9 protein-coding genes are annotated in these 14,729 nt (G+C 48.9%); 2 read left to right on the plus strand and 7 right to left on the minus strand.

Annotated elements, in window-relative coordinates; translation table 11 throughout:
* Positions 1-49: 49 nt before the first annotated feature.
* Both D3H65_RS15580 and D3H65_RS15585 read right to left on the minus strand, forming a co-directional pair.
* Positions 50-1,288 carry a S8 family serine peptidase gene (locus tag D3H65_RS15580; RefSeq protein ID WP_211345693.1) on the minus strand — a complete coding sequence of 413 codons (1,239 nt, stop codon included), beginning with the start codon at positions 1,286-1,288 and terminating at the stop codon, positions 50-52.
* 141 nt (positions 1,289-1,429) lie between these two features.
* A complete protein-coding gene (locus D3H65_RS15585; protein ID WP_119051199.1) occupies positions 1,430-2,866 on the minus strand; it encodes an alpha/beta fold hydrolase in 1,437 nt (478 codons plus the stop codon).
* Between the two features lie 122 nt (positions 2,867-2,988).
* Here D3H65_RS15585 and D3H65_RS15590 point away from each other — a divergent pair, with 122 nt between their 5' ends.
* Positions 2,989-4,365 (plus strand): hypothetical protein, encoded by a 1,377-nt coding sequence (locus D3H65_RS15590; protein WP_211345694.1) that lies wholly within the window; start codon positions 2,989-2,991, stop codon positions 4,363-4,365.
* Between the two features lie 62 nt (positions 4,366-4,427).
* Here the strand turns inward: D3H65_RS15590 and D3H65_RS15595 are convergent, their stop codons facing one another.
* Complete coding sequence (locus tag D3H65_RS15595) at positions 4,428-6,920, minus strand: bifunctional YncE family protein/alkaline phosphatase family protein (protein ID WP_119051200.1); 2,493 nt, start codon at positions 6,918-6,920, stop codon at positions 4,428-4,430.
* 292 nt (positions 6,921-7,212) lie between these two features.
* Here D3H65_RS15595 and D3H65_RS15600 point away from each other — a divergent pair, with 292 nt between their 5' ends.
* The gene (locus D3H65_RS15600) at positions 7,213-8,631 is read left to right on the plus strand and encodes a polysaccharide lyase 6 family protein (protein ID WP_245999758.1); all 1,419 of its coding nucleotides are present in this window, start codon (positions 7,213-7,215) and stop codon (positions 8,629-8,631) included.
* 93 nt (positions 8,632-8,724) lie between these two features.
* On the opposite strand, the gene D3H65_RS15605 is transcribed toward D3H65_RS15600, so the two are convergent.
* From D3H65_RS15605 to D3H65_RS15620, 4 genes are all read right to left on the minus strand, one after another.
* A complete protein-coding gene (locus tag D3H65_RS15605; RefSeq protein ID WP_119051202.1) occupies positions 8,725-9,069 on the minus strand; it encodes a DUF488 domain-containing protein in 345 nt (114 codons plus the stop codon).
* Between the two features lie 20 nt (positions 9,070-9,089).
* Complete coding sequence (locus D3H65_RS15610; RefSeq protein WP_119054533.1) at positions 9,090-11,567, minus strand: glycoside hydrolase family 95 protein; 2,478 nt, start codon at positions 11,565-11,567, stop codon at positions 9,090-9,092.
* A 132-nt stretch (positions 11,568-11,699) separates the two neighbouring features.
* A complete protein-coding gene (locus D3H65_RS15615) occupies positions 11,700-14,183 on the minus strand; it encodes a M56 family metallopeptidase (protein WP_119051203.1) in 2,484 nt (827 codons plus the stop codon).
* Positions 14,180-14,542, minus strand: a complete 363-nt coding sequence (locus D3H65_RS15620; protein WP_119051204.1) for a BlaI/MecI/CopY family transcriptional regulator — start codon at positions 14,540-14,542, stop codon at positions 14,180-14,182. The genes D3H65_RS15615 and D3H65_RS15620 overlap by 4 nt, the downstream gene beginning before the upstream one ends.
* Between the last annotated feature and the right edge of the window lie 187 nt (positions 14,543-14,729).

The raw sequence follows: 14,729 nt of genomic DNA on the forward strand, positions 1-14,729 counted from the left end.
CGAACGAACCACAAGGCGGGCAAGCATAAGAAAGGAGATGTTATACAGGTCAGTAAGCAGCTGCAATTGGATCGGGCACTCCATCAGGATCGTTCAAGGCTGTGCCTTTGGCGATGATGTGGGCTCCGTTGAGTACCAGGATGCCGGCAACATGTGGCGCAGCCATAGAAGTACCACTAAGCCTGGCATACCTGCCCTGGCTGTAGGTAGATACAATGTTTACACCGGGAGCGGCAAAATCAACCACGTCATTGCCAAAGTTGGAGAAGCTGGCGAAGCGTCCCAGGCTGTCGATAGCTGATACGGTGAATACATTGGCCGCATTGACCCTGGCAGGTGAACTCAGACTGGCCTTCACCCGGTCATTACCTGCTGCTATGGCAAAGAGAATACCCCGGGCTGCCAGGGTGCGTACGGCATTGTCGAGGGCCAATGAAACGGTATCGGTTCCCAAGCTCATATTGACTACTTCACCGGCTTGTGCATTCTGGCCTACATAATTGAGGGCGCGGATCAGTCCGCTGGTATTGCCGGAGCCTTCTCCATTAAGGGCCTTTAAAGCAATGATGCTTACGCCTGAAGCTACACCCAGGGTGCCGATATTATTATTCAGGGCGCCAATGATGCCTGCCACATGGGTGCCATGGCCATTGTTGTCTGTAATAGATGTTTCATCGGTGATGAATGACTTGCTCAATGTCTTGTCTACATTCAGATCGGGGTGATCGGGATCGACACCGGTATCAATGATCCACACTCTTTTGCCGGTGCCATCCCCTGCACCCACGCGGCGTACGCCCCATTGTGCCGAAGATGGTTTTACTACGGTAAAGCATCCTACGCCGAGGGTGATGACCCTATCACGCTCTACCAGCTGCACTCCATCATCTGCCTTCAACTCATCGGCCTGCTTTGAGGTGAGCCTGGCAATAAAACCTGTATGGATGCTGCTGAGCACTTCATCCAGCTGGGCATCTGCAATGCGGTGTTTTTGCCGAAGGACGTTGGTAGCCACCCTTGCCTGATCGGCAGACTGGATGAGCCTACCGGTAGCACCGGCCTCATTGAGCATCACAATGTACCGGCCATCGATGGCAGTGCTGGTAAACTGTACGGGTTCACAGGCAGGCTCCTGGTCTTGCTGCATGGTGCTGGCAGGCGAATCGTTTTTCTTGCAACTGATGACGGTCATTATACATAGTGCAGCTGCGACAAAGAAGATGGGTGATCGCCTTATCCGGTTGGTAGAGAAACAAACCGGCCCGGGTGTGGATTGGATATTGCTCATGTAACAGGATACGAGCAATTACCGGGCAAACGATTGCTGGAGTTGATTAAAGGTTTGTTAATGTAGAGGAAGACAAGCTGTGAGCTACGAGCTGCGAGCGAACAGCCTGTCAGATGCGAGTTGTGAGTGGTCAGTTGTGGGTTACGAGCCGCTCCTGGGGCTTGCTATAAAGGGTTTTATGCTTCCCCAAACGGCGGGGAAATTGCAGCCGATCACTACGTGGCCGCATCCTTCAATGACAGACAGTTTGCTGCCAGGGATCATTTTTGATACGGATGTAACGGAAGCCACGGTGTGGTATTGATCCTTTTCACCTGTCATGACCAGCACAGGGCATTTGATCTTTGTAAAAGTCTCCTGGCTAAGTATTTCGTTGTTGTACAATTGATTGAGCCAGGCAAGACATTGCCCCCACCGTTCCGGTTGGGGCATTAAGCTTTTGCGGCTATTGAAGAGTTCGGGGGCCTGACCCATCAGCAGTTCGGGGGTATAATTGAAAATTGTCCTGGCACTGTCCTTGGATTTGTTGCCAAACCCAATGGCCACCAGGCTGGTAACCAGTTCGGGATGGATTGCTGCCAGCTTATATGCTGCTGCGGCCCCATCACTAAATCCTATTACGGCTACCTTCTCTTTGGTGATGCTGCGCACTATCTTATAAGCATCTTCGGCTCTTTGCTGCCAGGTGAAGGGTGTATTGCCAATCTGGGATCTTCCATGGCCGCGGGTAGCCGGGCAAATCACCAGGTTGGTCTTCGCCAGTTCATCGATGAGAGGCTCAAATTCATCTATATAACCATAGACACCGCCATGCAGCAATAGGACTGGCCTGCCCTTACCGTATACTTCGTAGTAGAGTGAAGCATCTCCTACCTGCAGGTATTTACCAGCGGCAGGATTGTTACCGTAGCTAACTTTCTTAGATGTTTGTGCCGGTGTAATAACAAGATTGGCAAAACTTCCACGCGATTTACCTTGCATCCAAAAACCTATTTTCCCTTTTGTCCGTGTGGACAAGCTATTGACCACGAGTGAAGGTGTGGGGTTGTTGTTGACGAATACTTTTATCTCCGGATGATCGATGGTGATTTTTACATGGAACCATTGGTCGGGATCAGGGGTTTTCAATATGCGGTTCTCATATTTACCAGGATGTTCTTCCCTCAACCGAGGCCAGGGATAGTCGGGCAGGTACATATATTGTACGGACCTTGGCCGGCGAACGGTATCGGGATTGAAAAAGTTGAATGGCCTGAAATAGATGGTCTCGAAAGTTCGCAGGTCCTGCATATTGAAAGCAATCCCTACAAAATTGTTGTTCATACTGTTTTCTCCTTTCACATCAAATTCGATGGCACTGAGGCTCAATTCTTCATTTTTCAATACCCACTGACCTATACTATCTGAAGGGGCAAACCCCATGGTATCTTTGGCTGTGAATTGCAGGTCCCTGTCATATATTTGCCACAGGTTACGGTCACCAACATCTATTTTCCGTTGCTGGCCATGGACCTGAAGGGTGAGGAAACTGTTGATGAAAAGCAAGATGAGCAGTGTACAATGGATGTGTTTTTTCATGATCTTATTTTTCTGATGAATGCTGTATAGCCCAAATATGGATCAAGCGGGACTGATGTGGCATTTCAAGCATGTTCAAATTGTATTCATTTTTATTCACGCGTTAAATCGCTCATTATCATATGACAACAAATGATGAGCAAGTGCATATCAAAGCTTGCCTGTATGAAATAGAGACGCGGCTCAACTGGGGTAGTGCTGTGGATTGGGGCAATGCTGACTTTGAAAAGCTGGCAGATCTGATCGCTACGAAGACGGGGGTGCAGCTGAGTGTATCGACGCTCAAAAGAATTTGGGGCAAGGTGTCTTATACCAATGCTCCTTCGCTCACCACGCTCGACACCCTGGCCCGTTTTCTGGACCATGCCAACTGGCGCGCTTACCAACAACAGTTCCGGCCAGTGGTAAACCCGGTACCTGCTCCTTTGCAGGAAGCTGCCGAACCAATGGCGTCAGCGCCTGAAGAAAACCGGATACCGGTAGCTGGTTTACGCACTTCCACCTTCCAACGCAAGCGGCTTATTTATCTACTGGCCGGTCTGGTGGTCCTGTTGGTGCTGATCGGATTTATGACCAGGCAAAGAAACCCGAAACCTGATCCTTCGAAATTCAGTTATGCGCTTAATAAAGTGATGTCGGAAGGTGTGCCCAATTCGGTGGTGTTTACTTATGATGCCACAGCAGCGACAACGGATTCGGTCTTTATCCAACAGACCTGGGATATCACGCGCAAAACGCTGGTGCCCAAAGACAGACATGAACATTCGGCCATTTATTATTATCCGGGCTATTTCAGGACGAGGCTGATGGTAGATGGAGCGGAAGTAAAAAGTCAGAACCTGATGATCACATCGGATGGCTGGCTTGGGCTGATTGAAAATACTCCTATACCCTTTTATTTTAAGAAGGAAGAATTTATTAAGAGCGACCGGGTAGAAGTGGACACCGCTACATTAAAAGCCTATCAGTTATCGCTGTATCCTCAAGCGCCGAAGATCCGTTTCTTCAACCAACGGGATTTGGGGGCTTTACAGAGTAACGATTTTACTTTTGAGACGAAGCTGAAAAATGATTTCAGCGCGGGCACAGGCGCCTGTCAATCGGTTCAGGTGCTGATACAATGTAAAAATGATATCATCATTATTCCTTTGGCAGCCAAAACCTGTATTGGTGATCTGCGCCTGGTTGCCTGCGGCGCAGCAGCGACGAGCAAGGAAGCTGATCTCTCGAAATTCGGGGCCGACCTAAGCCAATGGACACATTTGCGGGTGGAGAGCCACAACAAACAAATGACCTTTTTCGTGAATGGCGTGCAAGCCTATTCGCTTGCTTTCCCCAATGAAGCTACAGGCATTGTTGGATTGCAGTATCGGTTCAACGGCGTAGGCGCGGTGAAGGATACGTGGTTCAGGGACGGGAAACAGGTGTATGATTTTGCTCCCGGGGGCGTGAAGATATATGGGGATACGGCTTCGACAAGCTCCTTTAGACCAGGGTGAGCCGCCCTTCGAGGGCGACCCACCCTTAAGCCGCCTTCGACAGGCTCAGGCTGACATGGGAGTTATTTGCGTTTTTGTTTCTTTTGGGCTTCTTCTCTTTCGCGTTCTTCTTCCTCTTCGTCTTCTTCTCCTTTCACTGTTTTTACAAAGGAGCTGCGGCGTGGGGCGGGCATTATGCTCTCCTCTCCTTTCACTGCTTTCCAAATGATCTGGCTAAAGAGCAGGTCGGGAATCCTGTCTTCCTTTGTGAAATCAAGTGTATTGCTCAGGCGGGCAGTGGCATTGTTGGCAGTATTTTTATCATTGAGGTTCACATTGGCCGGCACGGATTGATAAGCTGTATAATCAGGCGTAGCGGTAAAACTGCGCCACATCGGTATAGCGGCGGCATCGTACTGGCTCATGGGCGGCAGGCCGAGAATGAGCTCCATGGTGCGCAACATGGAAGAAGTGGAGTACATGGTATGGTCCACATAATTTCTTTTCACATAGGGGCTGGCCACAAAGGCAATGGTACGGTGTGCATCCACGTGATCAGGTCCGTTTTGTGCATCATCTTCCACGATGAAAACAGCAGATTCTTTCCATACGGGACTTTTAGAGAGGTGCTCTACAAACAGCCCTACTGCCCAATCATTATCGGCCACATGGGCAAAAGGAGTTGGCCTGCCTGTTCTCAATCCCTCTGTATGGTTGTTGCCAAAGCGCATGCTGTTGAATTGTGGCAAGGCGCCTGCAGCCACCAGGGAATCAAACTCACGGCGCCACTGGTAAAAACGGGTGGTATCTCTTACGGCCAGGTTGTAATCGGTATAATAAGGACATAAATGGCCTTCCAGTACGGGTATATTGGCTTTACCATCATCGGCAAATTCACCATAGGTACGGAAGGTAACACCTGCGCGCTGACAGTAATCCCAGATAAATCCTTTTTTAGGGTTGGCGGCTGCGCGTTTTCCTTCACCAGGATAAGAGCCACCCCGGCCACCATAAGAAGTAGGCCAATCCTTTTCCAGGAAATCAGTGGCGTGGGCTGAGGTACTCCAGTTGTGGCCATCGGCACTCACTTCGCCATCAGCATAAAAATTATCAAGCAATACAAACTCACCAGCCAGTTTATGCTGGTTGGGAGTTACATATTTCCCAAACAAGAGTAGGCTGGTATCGCCATTGCCCCCGGGCATATCGCTCAATACCTGGTCGTAGGTCCTGTTTTCCTTGATGATGTAAAACACGTGTTTGATAGGTGAAGGGTCGCCCACTTTCATGGGGATGGGGTTGCCTTTTTCGCCTTGGGCAGACAGCTCTCCTTCTTTTGAGTAAGGGGTATTTTTATATACTGCACCTGAATAGATAGCCAGGGCAGCATCGTTGGGCTCCTGGATGATGGAGAGTGTTCCTTTCATTAATCCACCAATGTATTCCACTTCTTTGGTCTCGGTGCTGTCTCCTTTGTGCCTCACAACCGAGCCTCTTGGACGCAGGGGACTGGGGCCATTGGGATTGGCAAAAGAGGAAAATCCTTTGCCGTTAGTCACCCATAATTTCTTTCCTATGACTTTGATATTGGTAGGATACCAACCTACGGGTATGAATCCTTTGGAGCGGGTGGAACCGGGCTCGCTTACATCAAATACGGCCAGGCAATTGTTATCGGCGTTGGCTACATACAAGGTCTTTTCATTGGTGGACAAAGCCAGGCCATTGGAGGTGGTTCCCTCGGGGGCAGCCGGGTACAGGGCCGCGTTCAATACTTCCAGTACTTTGCGCTGCTGGATATCGATAACGGATACGCTGTTGTCGTTGGCATTGGCTACATAGAGATAAGTGCCTTTTTTGGTCAGCAAGAGTTCATTGGGATTATCGCCCACGGGTATTTCAGCGGTTATTTTCCGTTCTTTGGTATCGAGGACCAACACTTTATCGCCACCCCATAAGGAGATATACAACTCGCTCTTATCGGGAGAGAGTAAACAAGCATAAGCTTCCTTGCGCAATGGCAACTTCTGCAGGATGGCTTTGCTGGCGAGGTTGACGATATAGAGGGAATTATCTTCCTTGGTTACCACATACAGTAGTCCGGCAGCATCGTCTATTTCAATACCCGCCGGGGATATTTTCACAGGCCAGGGTTTACCCAGCTGAATGCTATCCTGTAATACCAGTTTATCCTTGATGATGGCATATTTCATGATCCGGTTGTCGTTGCCCCCGGAAGCGTACAGGAATTTTTCATCGGCACTGAACTTCAGGCCATACCAGGATTTGGGGATCACGATATTGTCTGCAATGACCTGTTTACGGGCATTGATAAGCTGAATGCTTTGTACACTTTGCCCGTTGTTGGTGACTGCCAGCCATTTTTGAGAACGGGACAGGGCCAGGTTGAGGGGCAGATCGCCCAGGGGTAAGGAACTCCCTGCGGGTGAGAGGTGCCAGCCATTGGGCAGGCGTACTCTTTTGGCATCCAGGTCGTTTTCAAGCTGGTCGTTTTTCTGGGCACCGGCCACGAAGACAAGGAGGAGGCAGTAAACAAATTGTAGAATGACTTTCATATTGTTGGAGGCGTTAAGAATTAGGTGTTAGCAGTTAGCTTTTAGGTATTAACCTTTAGCTATTAGCTTTAATGCATTGGCAATTAGCGCCTAAAAATAGGCTTAACTCTGGTTGTAAGGTACGAGTTTACAATTGCTTAACAGTGGGTAGGGATCAGGAAGCCGTCCAGGCATGGGCATCAAAGGTAACAGGTTAATATCCTTTCATAAAAAGCAAATACAGGGGACAAAAGGATGGAGTATTTATTCGTACTTGTGTGGTTTAACAACAAGATTATTGAAAAACCATATAATGAGACAAACTATGCATCGCCAGGGCACCAGAATGACAGGTATTGCACTTTTATCGCTCCTTTTATTGCTAACAGGTACACAGGCAGTTTCGGCCAAAGACATCCTGGTAAAGTCAGTGGCAGCGCTGCAAACGGCCATCAACAACGGCAAGCCGGGTGATGTGATCACGGTAGCCAATGGGGTATATGTAACCTCAGGCAATATTAGTATCCGCAACAGTGGTACGGCATCGCAGCCGATCACGATCACAGCAGAAAAGATTGGCGGTGCAGAGATCAAGGGAACCGGTGGTTTTACGATTGAAAGCCCTTCTTCGTACATCGTCATCAAGGGCTTTGTGTTTACACATGCTTCGGAAAAAGCGGTGATGCAAGCGGGCACACGCTTCTGCCGGTGGACAAGGAATGTATTTCAAACCATAGGAGAAGGAAACTACCTCACCATTCATGGCAGTGACCACCAGGTAGATTACAACACTTTTCAACATAAGAATGCCTTGGGCAAATTCATCGGGGTACGGGGAGATGGCAACCAGATAGCAGAACGGCTGTGGATACACCACAATTATTTCCTGGACTTCTTACCACAAAAGGGCAATGGTGCAGAAGCGCTGCAATTTGGCCTGAGTGGCTATAGTCTTTCTTCGAGCCATAGCCTGCTGGAGTACAATCTCTTTGAGCAATGCGCCGGAGAGAATGAATTGATCTCTGTAAAAGCCTCTTTCGTAACGGTGCGGTACAATACGATCCGTGATTGCAAAGCGCAATTCACGCTGCGGCATGGCAATCATTGTGAAGTGTATGGCAACTATTTTTTTCGCACACCGGGTCTCCGCATTTTTGGCGATGACCATATCATACACAGCAATTATTTTGAAAACTGCAAGCCTGCCATCAATATCGGCAATGGCGGAGCAGAGGTAGCGGATGGGGCTGACCTGCGTTCTCATGACCGGCCTGACCGGGTGCTGGTGGTATTCAATACGCTGGTGAATAATGAAGAAAATATTACGCGTACAGAACGTCCCAACGGATTGGGTTCTACTTCGATTACGATCGCCTACAATATTATTCAGGGTGGTGGCGAAGCAGTGAGTGTAAAAGGGCCTTACAGCAATCCGATATGGAAAGGCAATATAATTTTCAATACCAAGGGTGCTGGTCAGCTGCCGGATAGCGCCTATACAAAGGCGGATCCCATGCTGAGCAAGGATGCTGCCGGCATCTATCACCTGCAAAAGGGAAGTCCTGCCATTGGCGCTGCCAAAAGTGATTACCGGGGTATTACGCTCGACATGGACGGGCAATTGCGCAAAACGCCATTGGATACCGGCGCCGATCAGTTGAGTGCTGTGCCTGTGAAGGCATCTGTATTGTTACCTAAGGATGTAGGAGTTGTGGGACAGGGAAGTGAGTGATGAGGCGGCAGTTGGCAAACGGCAGTCGACAGTCGGCAGTCGGCAGTCTTTTGCTTCGATAGCAGCTCTCTCTTGAGTCAAAATAACAAAGGGTTAGCGCACGAGCCATTCTTTCAATACAACAGCATCATTGTGTTCTTCATCTTTGGCGCCATAGACCAAGGTAACGGGACCATTGGACAAGTAACCTTTGAGAACGGCTACCTGTTCTTTGTTGCCAATCAATTCCTTCCGGTATCGTTTCTTGAATTCATTCCATTTAGCGGGATCATGATCAAACCATTTCCTGAGGGTGGTGCTGGGTGCAATTTCTTTCAGCCACAGGTCAACGGCTGCTTTTTCTTTGGTCAACCCGCGGGGCCAAAGTCTATCCACCAGTATTCGCATGCCATCTTCCTTAGCGGGCTTTTCATATACTCTCTTTAATTGTAAAGTCATATGCACCTCCTTTTAATGAATTAAGGGTTGGCTGCACGCAGGGTATAGGTTTTACCTTTTACTGTATTAAAGGTAGTAATGTATCCGTCAGCATCCTTTACCGATTTTACCTGATTGCCAGTTACTGTTACCGGAAAGGCTGTACGAACGGTGCAGGGGCTTCCAGCCATGGATGTAATGGTAGCCATACTAAGCCGGTGCTCCTTCCAGGTGATCGACACTTCAAAATTCCCCCTCGCCTTTAATCCTTTTACGGAGCCGGCGACCCATTCGTTGGGCAAGGCTGCCAGGAGGTGTAACTGACTCAGGTGGCTTTGCAGCAACATTTCGGTCATACCGGCCACACCACCAAAATTACCATCGATCTGGAAGGGAGGATGTGCATCAAAAAGGTTGGCATAGGAGCCGCCGCCTTTGGCATAATTGGTTCCTTCCTGTCCGGTAATACGCAGCAGATCGCGCATCATTTTATAGGCATGGTCGCCCTCGAGCAGGCGCGCCCAGAAATTGATCTTCCAGGCCAGGCTCCAGCCGGTGCCTTCATCACCGCGCAGCTCCAGTGTTTTTTTGGAAGCTGCTGCCAATTCGGGTGTAGTAATAGGTGATATCTGACGGCCGGGATGTAATCCAAACAAATGGGATACGTGCCGGTGGTGGGGTTCGGGATCTTCCCAATCCTTGTACCATTCCTGCAGGTTGCCTTTTTTGCCAATGTGCAGGGGAAACAGTTTGCTCCGTTTGGCAATGATCATTTCACGGTATTCCTTGTCGCTATTCAGTTCGGCGGAAGCATCTATGATATTGGTGAAGAGGTCCCAGATAATGGACATATCCATGGTGGTGGCGATGGACACGCTGCCGGTTTTGCCTTTATCATCATAAAAGTTATTCTCCGGCGATAAAGAAGGGGCGGTGACGAGGAAGCCATTCTTATCTTCCACCAGGAAGTCGAGGCAAAACTGTGCGGCTCCTTTCATGAGGGGATAAGCGGTTTGCTGCAGGAAGGTTTTGTCTTTGGTAAACTGGTAGTGCATCCACAGGTGCTGGGCCAGCCAGGGCGACCCCATGGTCCAGTTGGCCCATTTGGGATCGCCGTTACCAATATCACCTACGGGATTGGACAAGGCCCATATATCGCTGTTGTGGTGAACAGCCCAGCCACGGGCATGGTAAAACTCTTTGGCAGTAACGGCGCCGGTAACAGCTGTGTTCTTAATAAACTCCAGCATGGGCCGGTGCATTTCGGAAAGGTTCATCACTTCTGCCGGCCAGTAGTTCATTTGCACATTGATGTTGGTGGTATAGTTGGCGCTCCATGGTGGTCTCATTTCCTTATTCCAGATGCCTTGCAGGTTGGCTGGCACACCGGGTGTGCGGGAAGAAGCGATCAAGAGATACCTACCGTATTGGAAATACAACATCTCCAGGGCCGGATCTTTGGCGCCTTCTGTATAACCCAGCAGACGTTGATCAGTAGGCAGGGCTGCATTCTTATTATCGGCGGGCGCATTAAGTGAGAAACTTACGCGGTTGAAGTATTTGTGGTAATCGGCCTGGTGGGCGGTTAACAAGGCTTTCCAGTTCTTTTTAAGGGCGGCCTGCAGGTATTGGGTGGCGATCTTTGTTTCATCCTTACCCTGTGAGTCGGGACATTTATCAAACCCATTGAAGCTGGTGGCAGCAGAAACATAGATGAGTATCTCGGAGGCTTCTGTGATGCCAATGCCAGTGGAGTCGGCTTGTATCATACCATCGCTGGTGGTGGCTTTGATACGCCAGTTGAACCGCATACCCCTGCAGCCGGTGGGATCATCCTGGGTAATGGGCTGTTCGGACCGTACATAATTGGGATCAATATGGGAAGCAGCTTTTCCGCTGATGGCGATCTCACTGTTGCTGATAACTGCTAAACGGTGCTTTACAGGTGAGGAGGCGCCTACCATGATATTGAGACTACGTGGCTTATCGGTGGTCAAGCGGATAAGGATCACCTGATCGGGTGCGGAACTGATCACCTGGCGGGTGAAAGTGGTCCCTCCCACGGTGAATCGTGTGGTGGCAATGGCATTGGCAATATCCAGGTCGCGGTAATAAGTGGTGGGTACGGGATCTTTCAATAGCTGCCGCACATACAGATCGCCCAGGGGCAGGTAGGATTCAGAATAATAACCCTGCATCTTTTTGGTGAGTTGCCAGGCTTTGGTATAATTCTCTTCTTTGAAGAGGGCTTCGCGTACCAACTGCAGCTGATCATAAGCGCCGGGGTTGACATTGGTCCTCACGGGACCACCATTCCACAGGGTAGCTTCATTGAGCTGGATAAGGTCTTCCCCTACCCCACCAAATACCATGGCGCCCAGGCGGCCATTGCCTACGGGCAGGGCTTCGGTCCATACTTTGGCGGGTTTGGTATACCAAAGTTTTTGCGACTGTTGGGCCCACAGGGAAGTGGTCATAAGGCTGCAGGCAAGGATGGTTAGCAGGGATCTCTGTATCATGATAGCAAGATATTCATTCTGTGGCAATGATCCATCCTGTGTTTTTGGTTCCTGGTTGTATGGATCGAAAAAGAGAAGCCCTCCGCAGGACGGGGGGCTTCATTGTTATCATGGCTATGAGGGACGTTGGCTTTATTCAATCACACTTTTCAGGGTAATGTATTTATTGAGGGTTTTGAGGTTATGCCCTTTTTGTTTCATGGAAGTAATGAATGCCGGCGTAGTGCCTGTAGCTTTTGCCGCCAATACATCATTGAGGGAAAGGTTGTCAAAACCCAACGTAGTATATTCTTTTACCACAGCAGGGGTAATGTCCTGCGCTTTAAAAGCGACTGCCTCATTGAGGGAGAAATTCTTGTAGCCCATGTCCAGGAAGGACTTAACATATTCAGGGGTTACATGCAGGGATTTCAAGGGTATGGCATCGGTAGCTGAGATATTTTTGTATCCCAGGGCCTCAAAAGACCGTATATATTCAGGGGTAATGTTTTGTGATTTAACGGCAATGACATCATTGGCGGAAAGGTCTTTAAAGCCGGCAGCCTTCAATCCCCTGATATATTCAGCGGTGATGCCCTGGGACTTCATCGCAATTAACTGATTGGGATCAGCATTGGGGTATCCAGCTTCTTTAATAGAAAGAATGTATTCGGGCTTAATATTAAGCGCTTTGATGGAAATGATGTCGTTGGCTGAAAGGCTTTTGAAGCCAGATGCCTGCAAACCTTTGATGTATTCAGCGGTAATTCCCTGGCCTTTCATGGCTATCAGTTGGTGATTGGCCAGGTTATCAAAACCTACTTCTTTCAGGGAGCGTATATAGGCAGGGTCTATGTTCAGGGATTTGATGGCGATGATATCATTGGCGGAAACTTCCTCACGTTCCGGCTTTTCATCGGTCTCAGCCTTTTCTTTTCCCTCGGCTTTTTCCTTTCTTTCTTTGGTTTCGGGCTTTTCTCCCGCTCCCGGTTTTACTTTTGAGGGCAATGCGGCGGCGCTGCGTACATCAGCAATGTATTTGCCATCGATGCCCTGGGATTTAAAAGAAATGAGCTGGCTGGCAGTTACATTGGGATAACCGGCCTTGCGGATCTCGGCGATATAATCGCCGGTAACATTGAGGGCTTTTAAAGGGATGAGGTTTTGTGGCGTCAACTCTCCAATGCCGCTCTTCCTGATGGACTGTATCCAGGGTTCATCTACTTTCAGTGCGGCCAGGGGAATGACATCATTCCTGTCCAGTTCTGTATAGCCGTTATGCTTCAGCATTTTCACATAGGAGCCGGAGATGTTGACAAGGAAGAACACCATTATATCCTTATCGTTGCGCAGGTCTATTCCCTCTTGGCGCATGGCTTCGGCATAAGTGGCATTGGAGGTAAACTTGTAACGGCCCATGCCCTGGTCGCCTTCAAAACGACCGGAGAACTGCACGGAGCCAGCTTCGCGGGTCACTGTAAAAGTACCTGCTTTGTCGCGGGGAAGTTCACCAAGATCACTGAGGGGGAAGGTAGTGCTGTTGGTAGAATTATCATCTCCATCATTTTTAAACTGGATAGATACTTCATTCTTTTTGATCGTGGCAAACCACAGGCCTTCGGTATCAATGTTCTCATTGTGCATCGGGCTGCTTTTCTCTTTCTTATCTGCAACGGGTGCATGGGCATAAGCTACGGGCTCGTTGAGCAGGCATACGAGGAAAACGAGCAGGGGCAGCAGGAAGCAGTACTTCCAGGCGGTGTGTACATTTGATTTTTTAACGTTCATCATGGCTATCCTTTTTTTAAGGAGTGATTGATTATAATTAGTGGTCAGGTTTAAAGGGAAATGGGGGGCGGATACTTTGAGCAGGCTCATCTGGTAAGATGTCTTTTCTACCTGGATATGGTTTACCAACTGATCGTCGGTCAAATACTCCAGGTTATTTTCCAGGGCTTTGCGGTATTGCCAGGCAAAGGGGTTAAACCATTGAAAGATGATGACGAGTTCGGCCAGCAGGAGGTCGAGGCTATGGCGTTGCTCTATATGTATCTTTTCGTGCTGCAATATCTGGTTATAGGTTTCCCAGTCATACTTTTCGGGGTTGATAAAGATATTGTTCCAGAAAGAGCAGGGGGCTTTATCGCCTGCAAGTTCTACGATCCTGAAGCGGCCATCGCGGATGACGGGCCTTGTGTAAGCACGGTACAGGAGGGTAAAGAGTTGTACCAGGAAGTTAATGGCGAATACGGCTACACCAAACCAATAAAGCCAGGTGGCCCAGGTAAGAACCTGCTGCCAGGTAATGGCAGACGACTTGTCTTCCCGGATATTATTGGTAGTAGTAGCGGTATTGGTGGTAGTAACGGGCGCGACAGGGGCAGACTGCTGTGGTACAATGAACGTGTTGTTGACAGCGGGCTGTTCTGTAGCGGGGTCATCCACCACGATGGTACTGGCCTTGCGGAAGGACCATTGCTGGGGCACCTGCAGCAGGGGTAACCAGAAGGAGGTAAGCAGGCAGGTGAGAAGGATCCACCGGTTGGCCCGGAAGAAAGTTTCCTTTTGCAGGAGGAGCTTGTAAAAGATGAGGCATCCTGCGAGGATGAGTCCTACGTTGGTAATATAATGCATCATTTCTTTTTGGTTTTAATGATGTTCACTATTTCACTGAGTTCTTCTTCTGAAAGGTTTTGTTCTTTGGCAAAAAAGGCGAGCATGCGTGGATAGGAATTATCAAAGTACTGGCTCACGATGTCTTTGATAGCATGTTTCTGATAATCTTCCCGGTCGACCACGGGAAAGTACTGGTACATATTGCCTACGGCTTCATGGCTCAGAAAACCTTTGTCTTCGAGGATCTTCACCATGGTGGCCACACTATTATAATGGGGTTTGGGATCGGGCAGGTGGGGGATGATATCGCGTATGAACGCTTTTTTCAGGTCCCAGAAAACAATCATGATCTGCTCTTCCCTTTTAGCGAGTTTTACCATTGTTGATGCTTTATAGAACAATACTACTAATAAATTAGGAGGCCACCTAATTTATTAGTAATACTCCCAAAGATTTAGGACTAACGGTAGTTTTTCCCCTTAATTATGGCGAATTCGCCATAATAAGGCTAATTTTCATTGTCAACCAGTTTCGGGTCCTTACAGCCATGCCCCACACTATCAACCA

The organism is Paraflavitalea soli, assembly GCF_003555545.1.
Classification (GTDB): Bacteria; Bacteroidota; Bacteroidia; order Chitinophagales; family Chitinophagaceae; genus Paraflavitalea; species Paraflavitalea soli.

What these genes read in the sequence shown, in the direction of transcription:
- D3H65_RS15595 (WP_119051200.1), bottom strand. Translation starts at nt 6,920, where the DNA reads ATGAAAGTCATTCTACAATTTGTTTACTGCCTCCTCCTTGTCTTCGTG.
- D3H65_RS15585 (WP_119051199.1), bottom strand. Translation starts at nt 2,866, where the DNA reads ATGAAAAAACACATCCATTGTACACTGCTCATCTTGCTTTTCATCAAC.
- D3H65_RS15620 (WP_119051204.1), bottom strand. Translation starts at nt 14,542, where the DNA reads ATGGTAAAACTCGCTAAAAGGGAAGAGCAGATCATGATTGTTTTCTGG.
- D3H65_RS15610 (WP_119054533.1), bottom strand. Translation starts at nt 11,567, where the DNA reads ATGATACAGAGATCCCTGCTAACCATCCTTGCCTGCAGCCTTATGACC.
- D3H65_RS15580 (WP_211345693.1), bottom strand. Translation starts at nt 1,288, where the DNA reads ATGAGCAATATCCAATCCACACCCGGGCCGGTTTGTTTCTCTACCAAC.
- D3H65_RS15600 (WP_245999758.1), top strand. Translation starts at nt 7,213, where the DNA reads ATGAGACAAACTATGCATCGCCAGGGCACCAGAATGACAGGTATTGCA.
- D3H65_RS15605 (WP_119051202.1), bottom strand. Translation starts at nt 9,069, where the DNA reads ATGACTTTACAATTAAAGAGAGTATATGAAAAGCCCGCTAAGGAAGAT.
- D3H65_RS15615 (WP_119051203.1), bottom strand. Translation starts at nt 14,183, where the DNA reads ATGATGCATTATATTACCAACGTAGGACTCATCCTCGCAGGATGCCTC.
- D3H65_RS15590 (WP_211345694.1), top strand. Translation starts at nt 2,989, where the DNA reads ATGACAACAAATGATGAGCAAGTGCATATCAAAGCTTGCCTGTATGAA.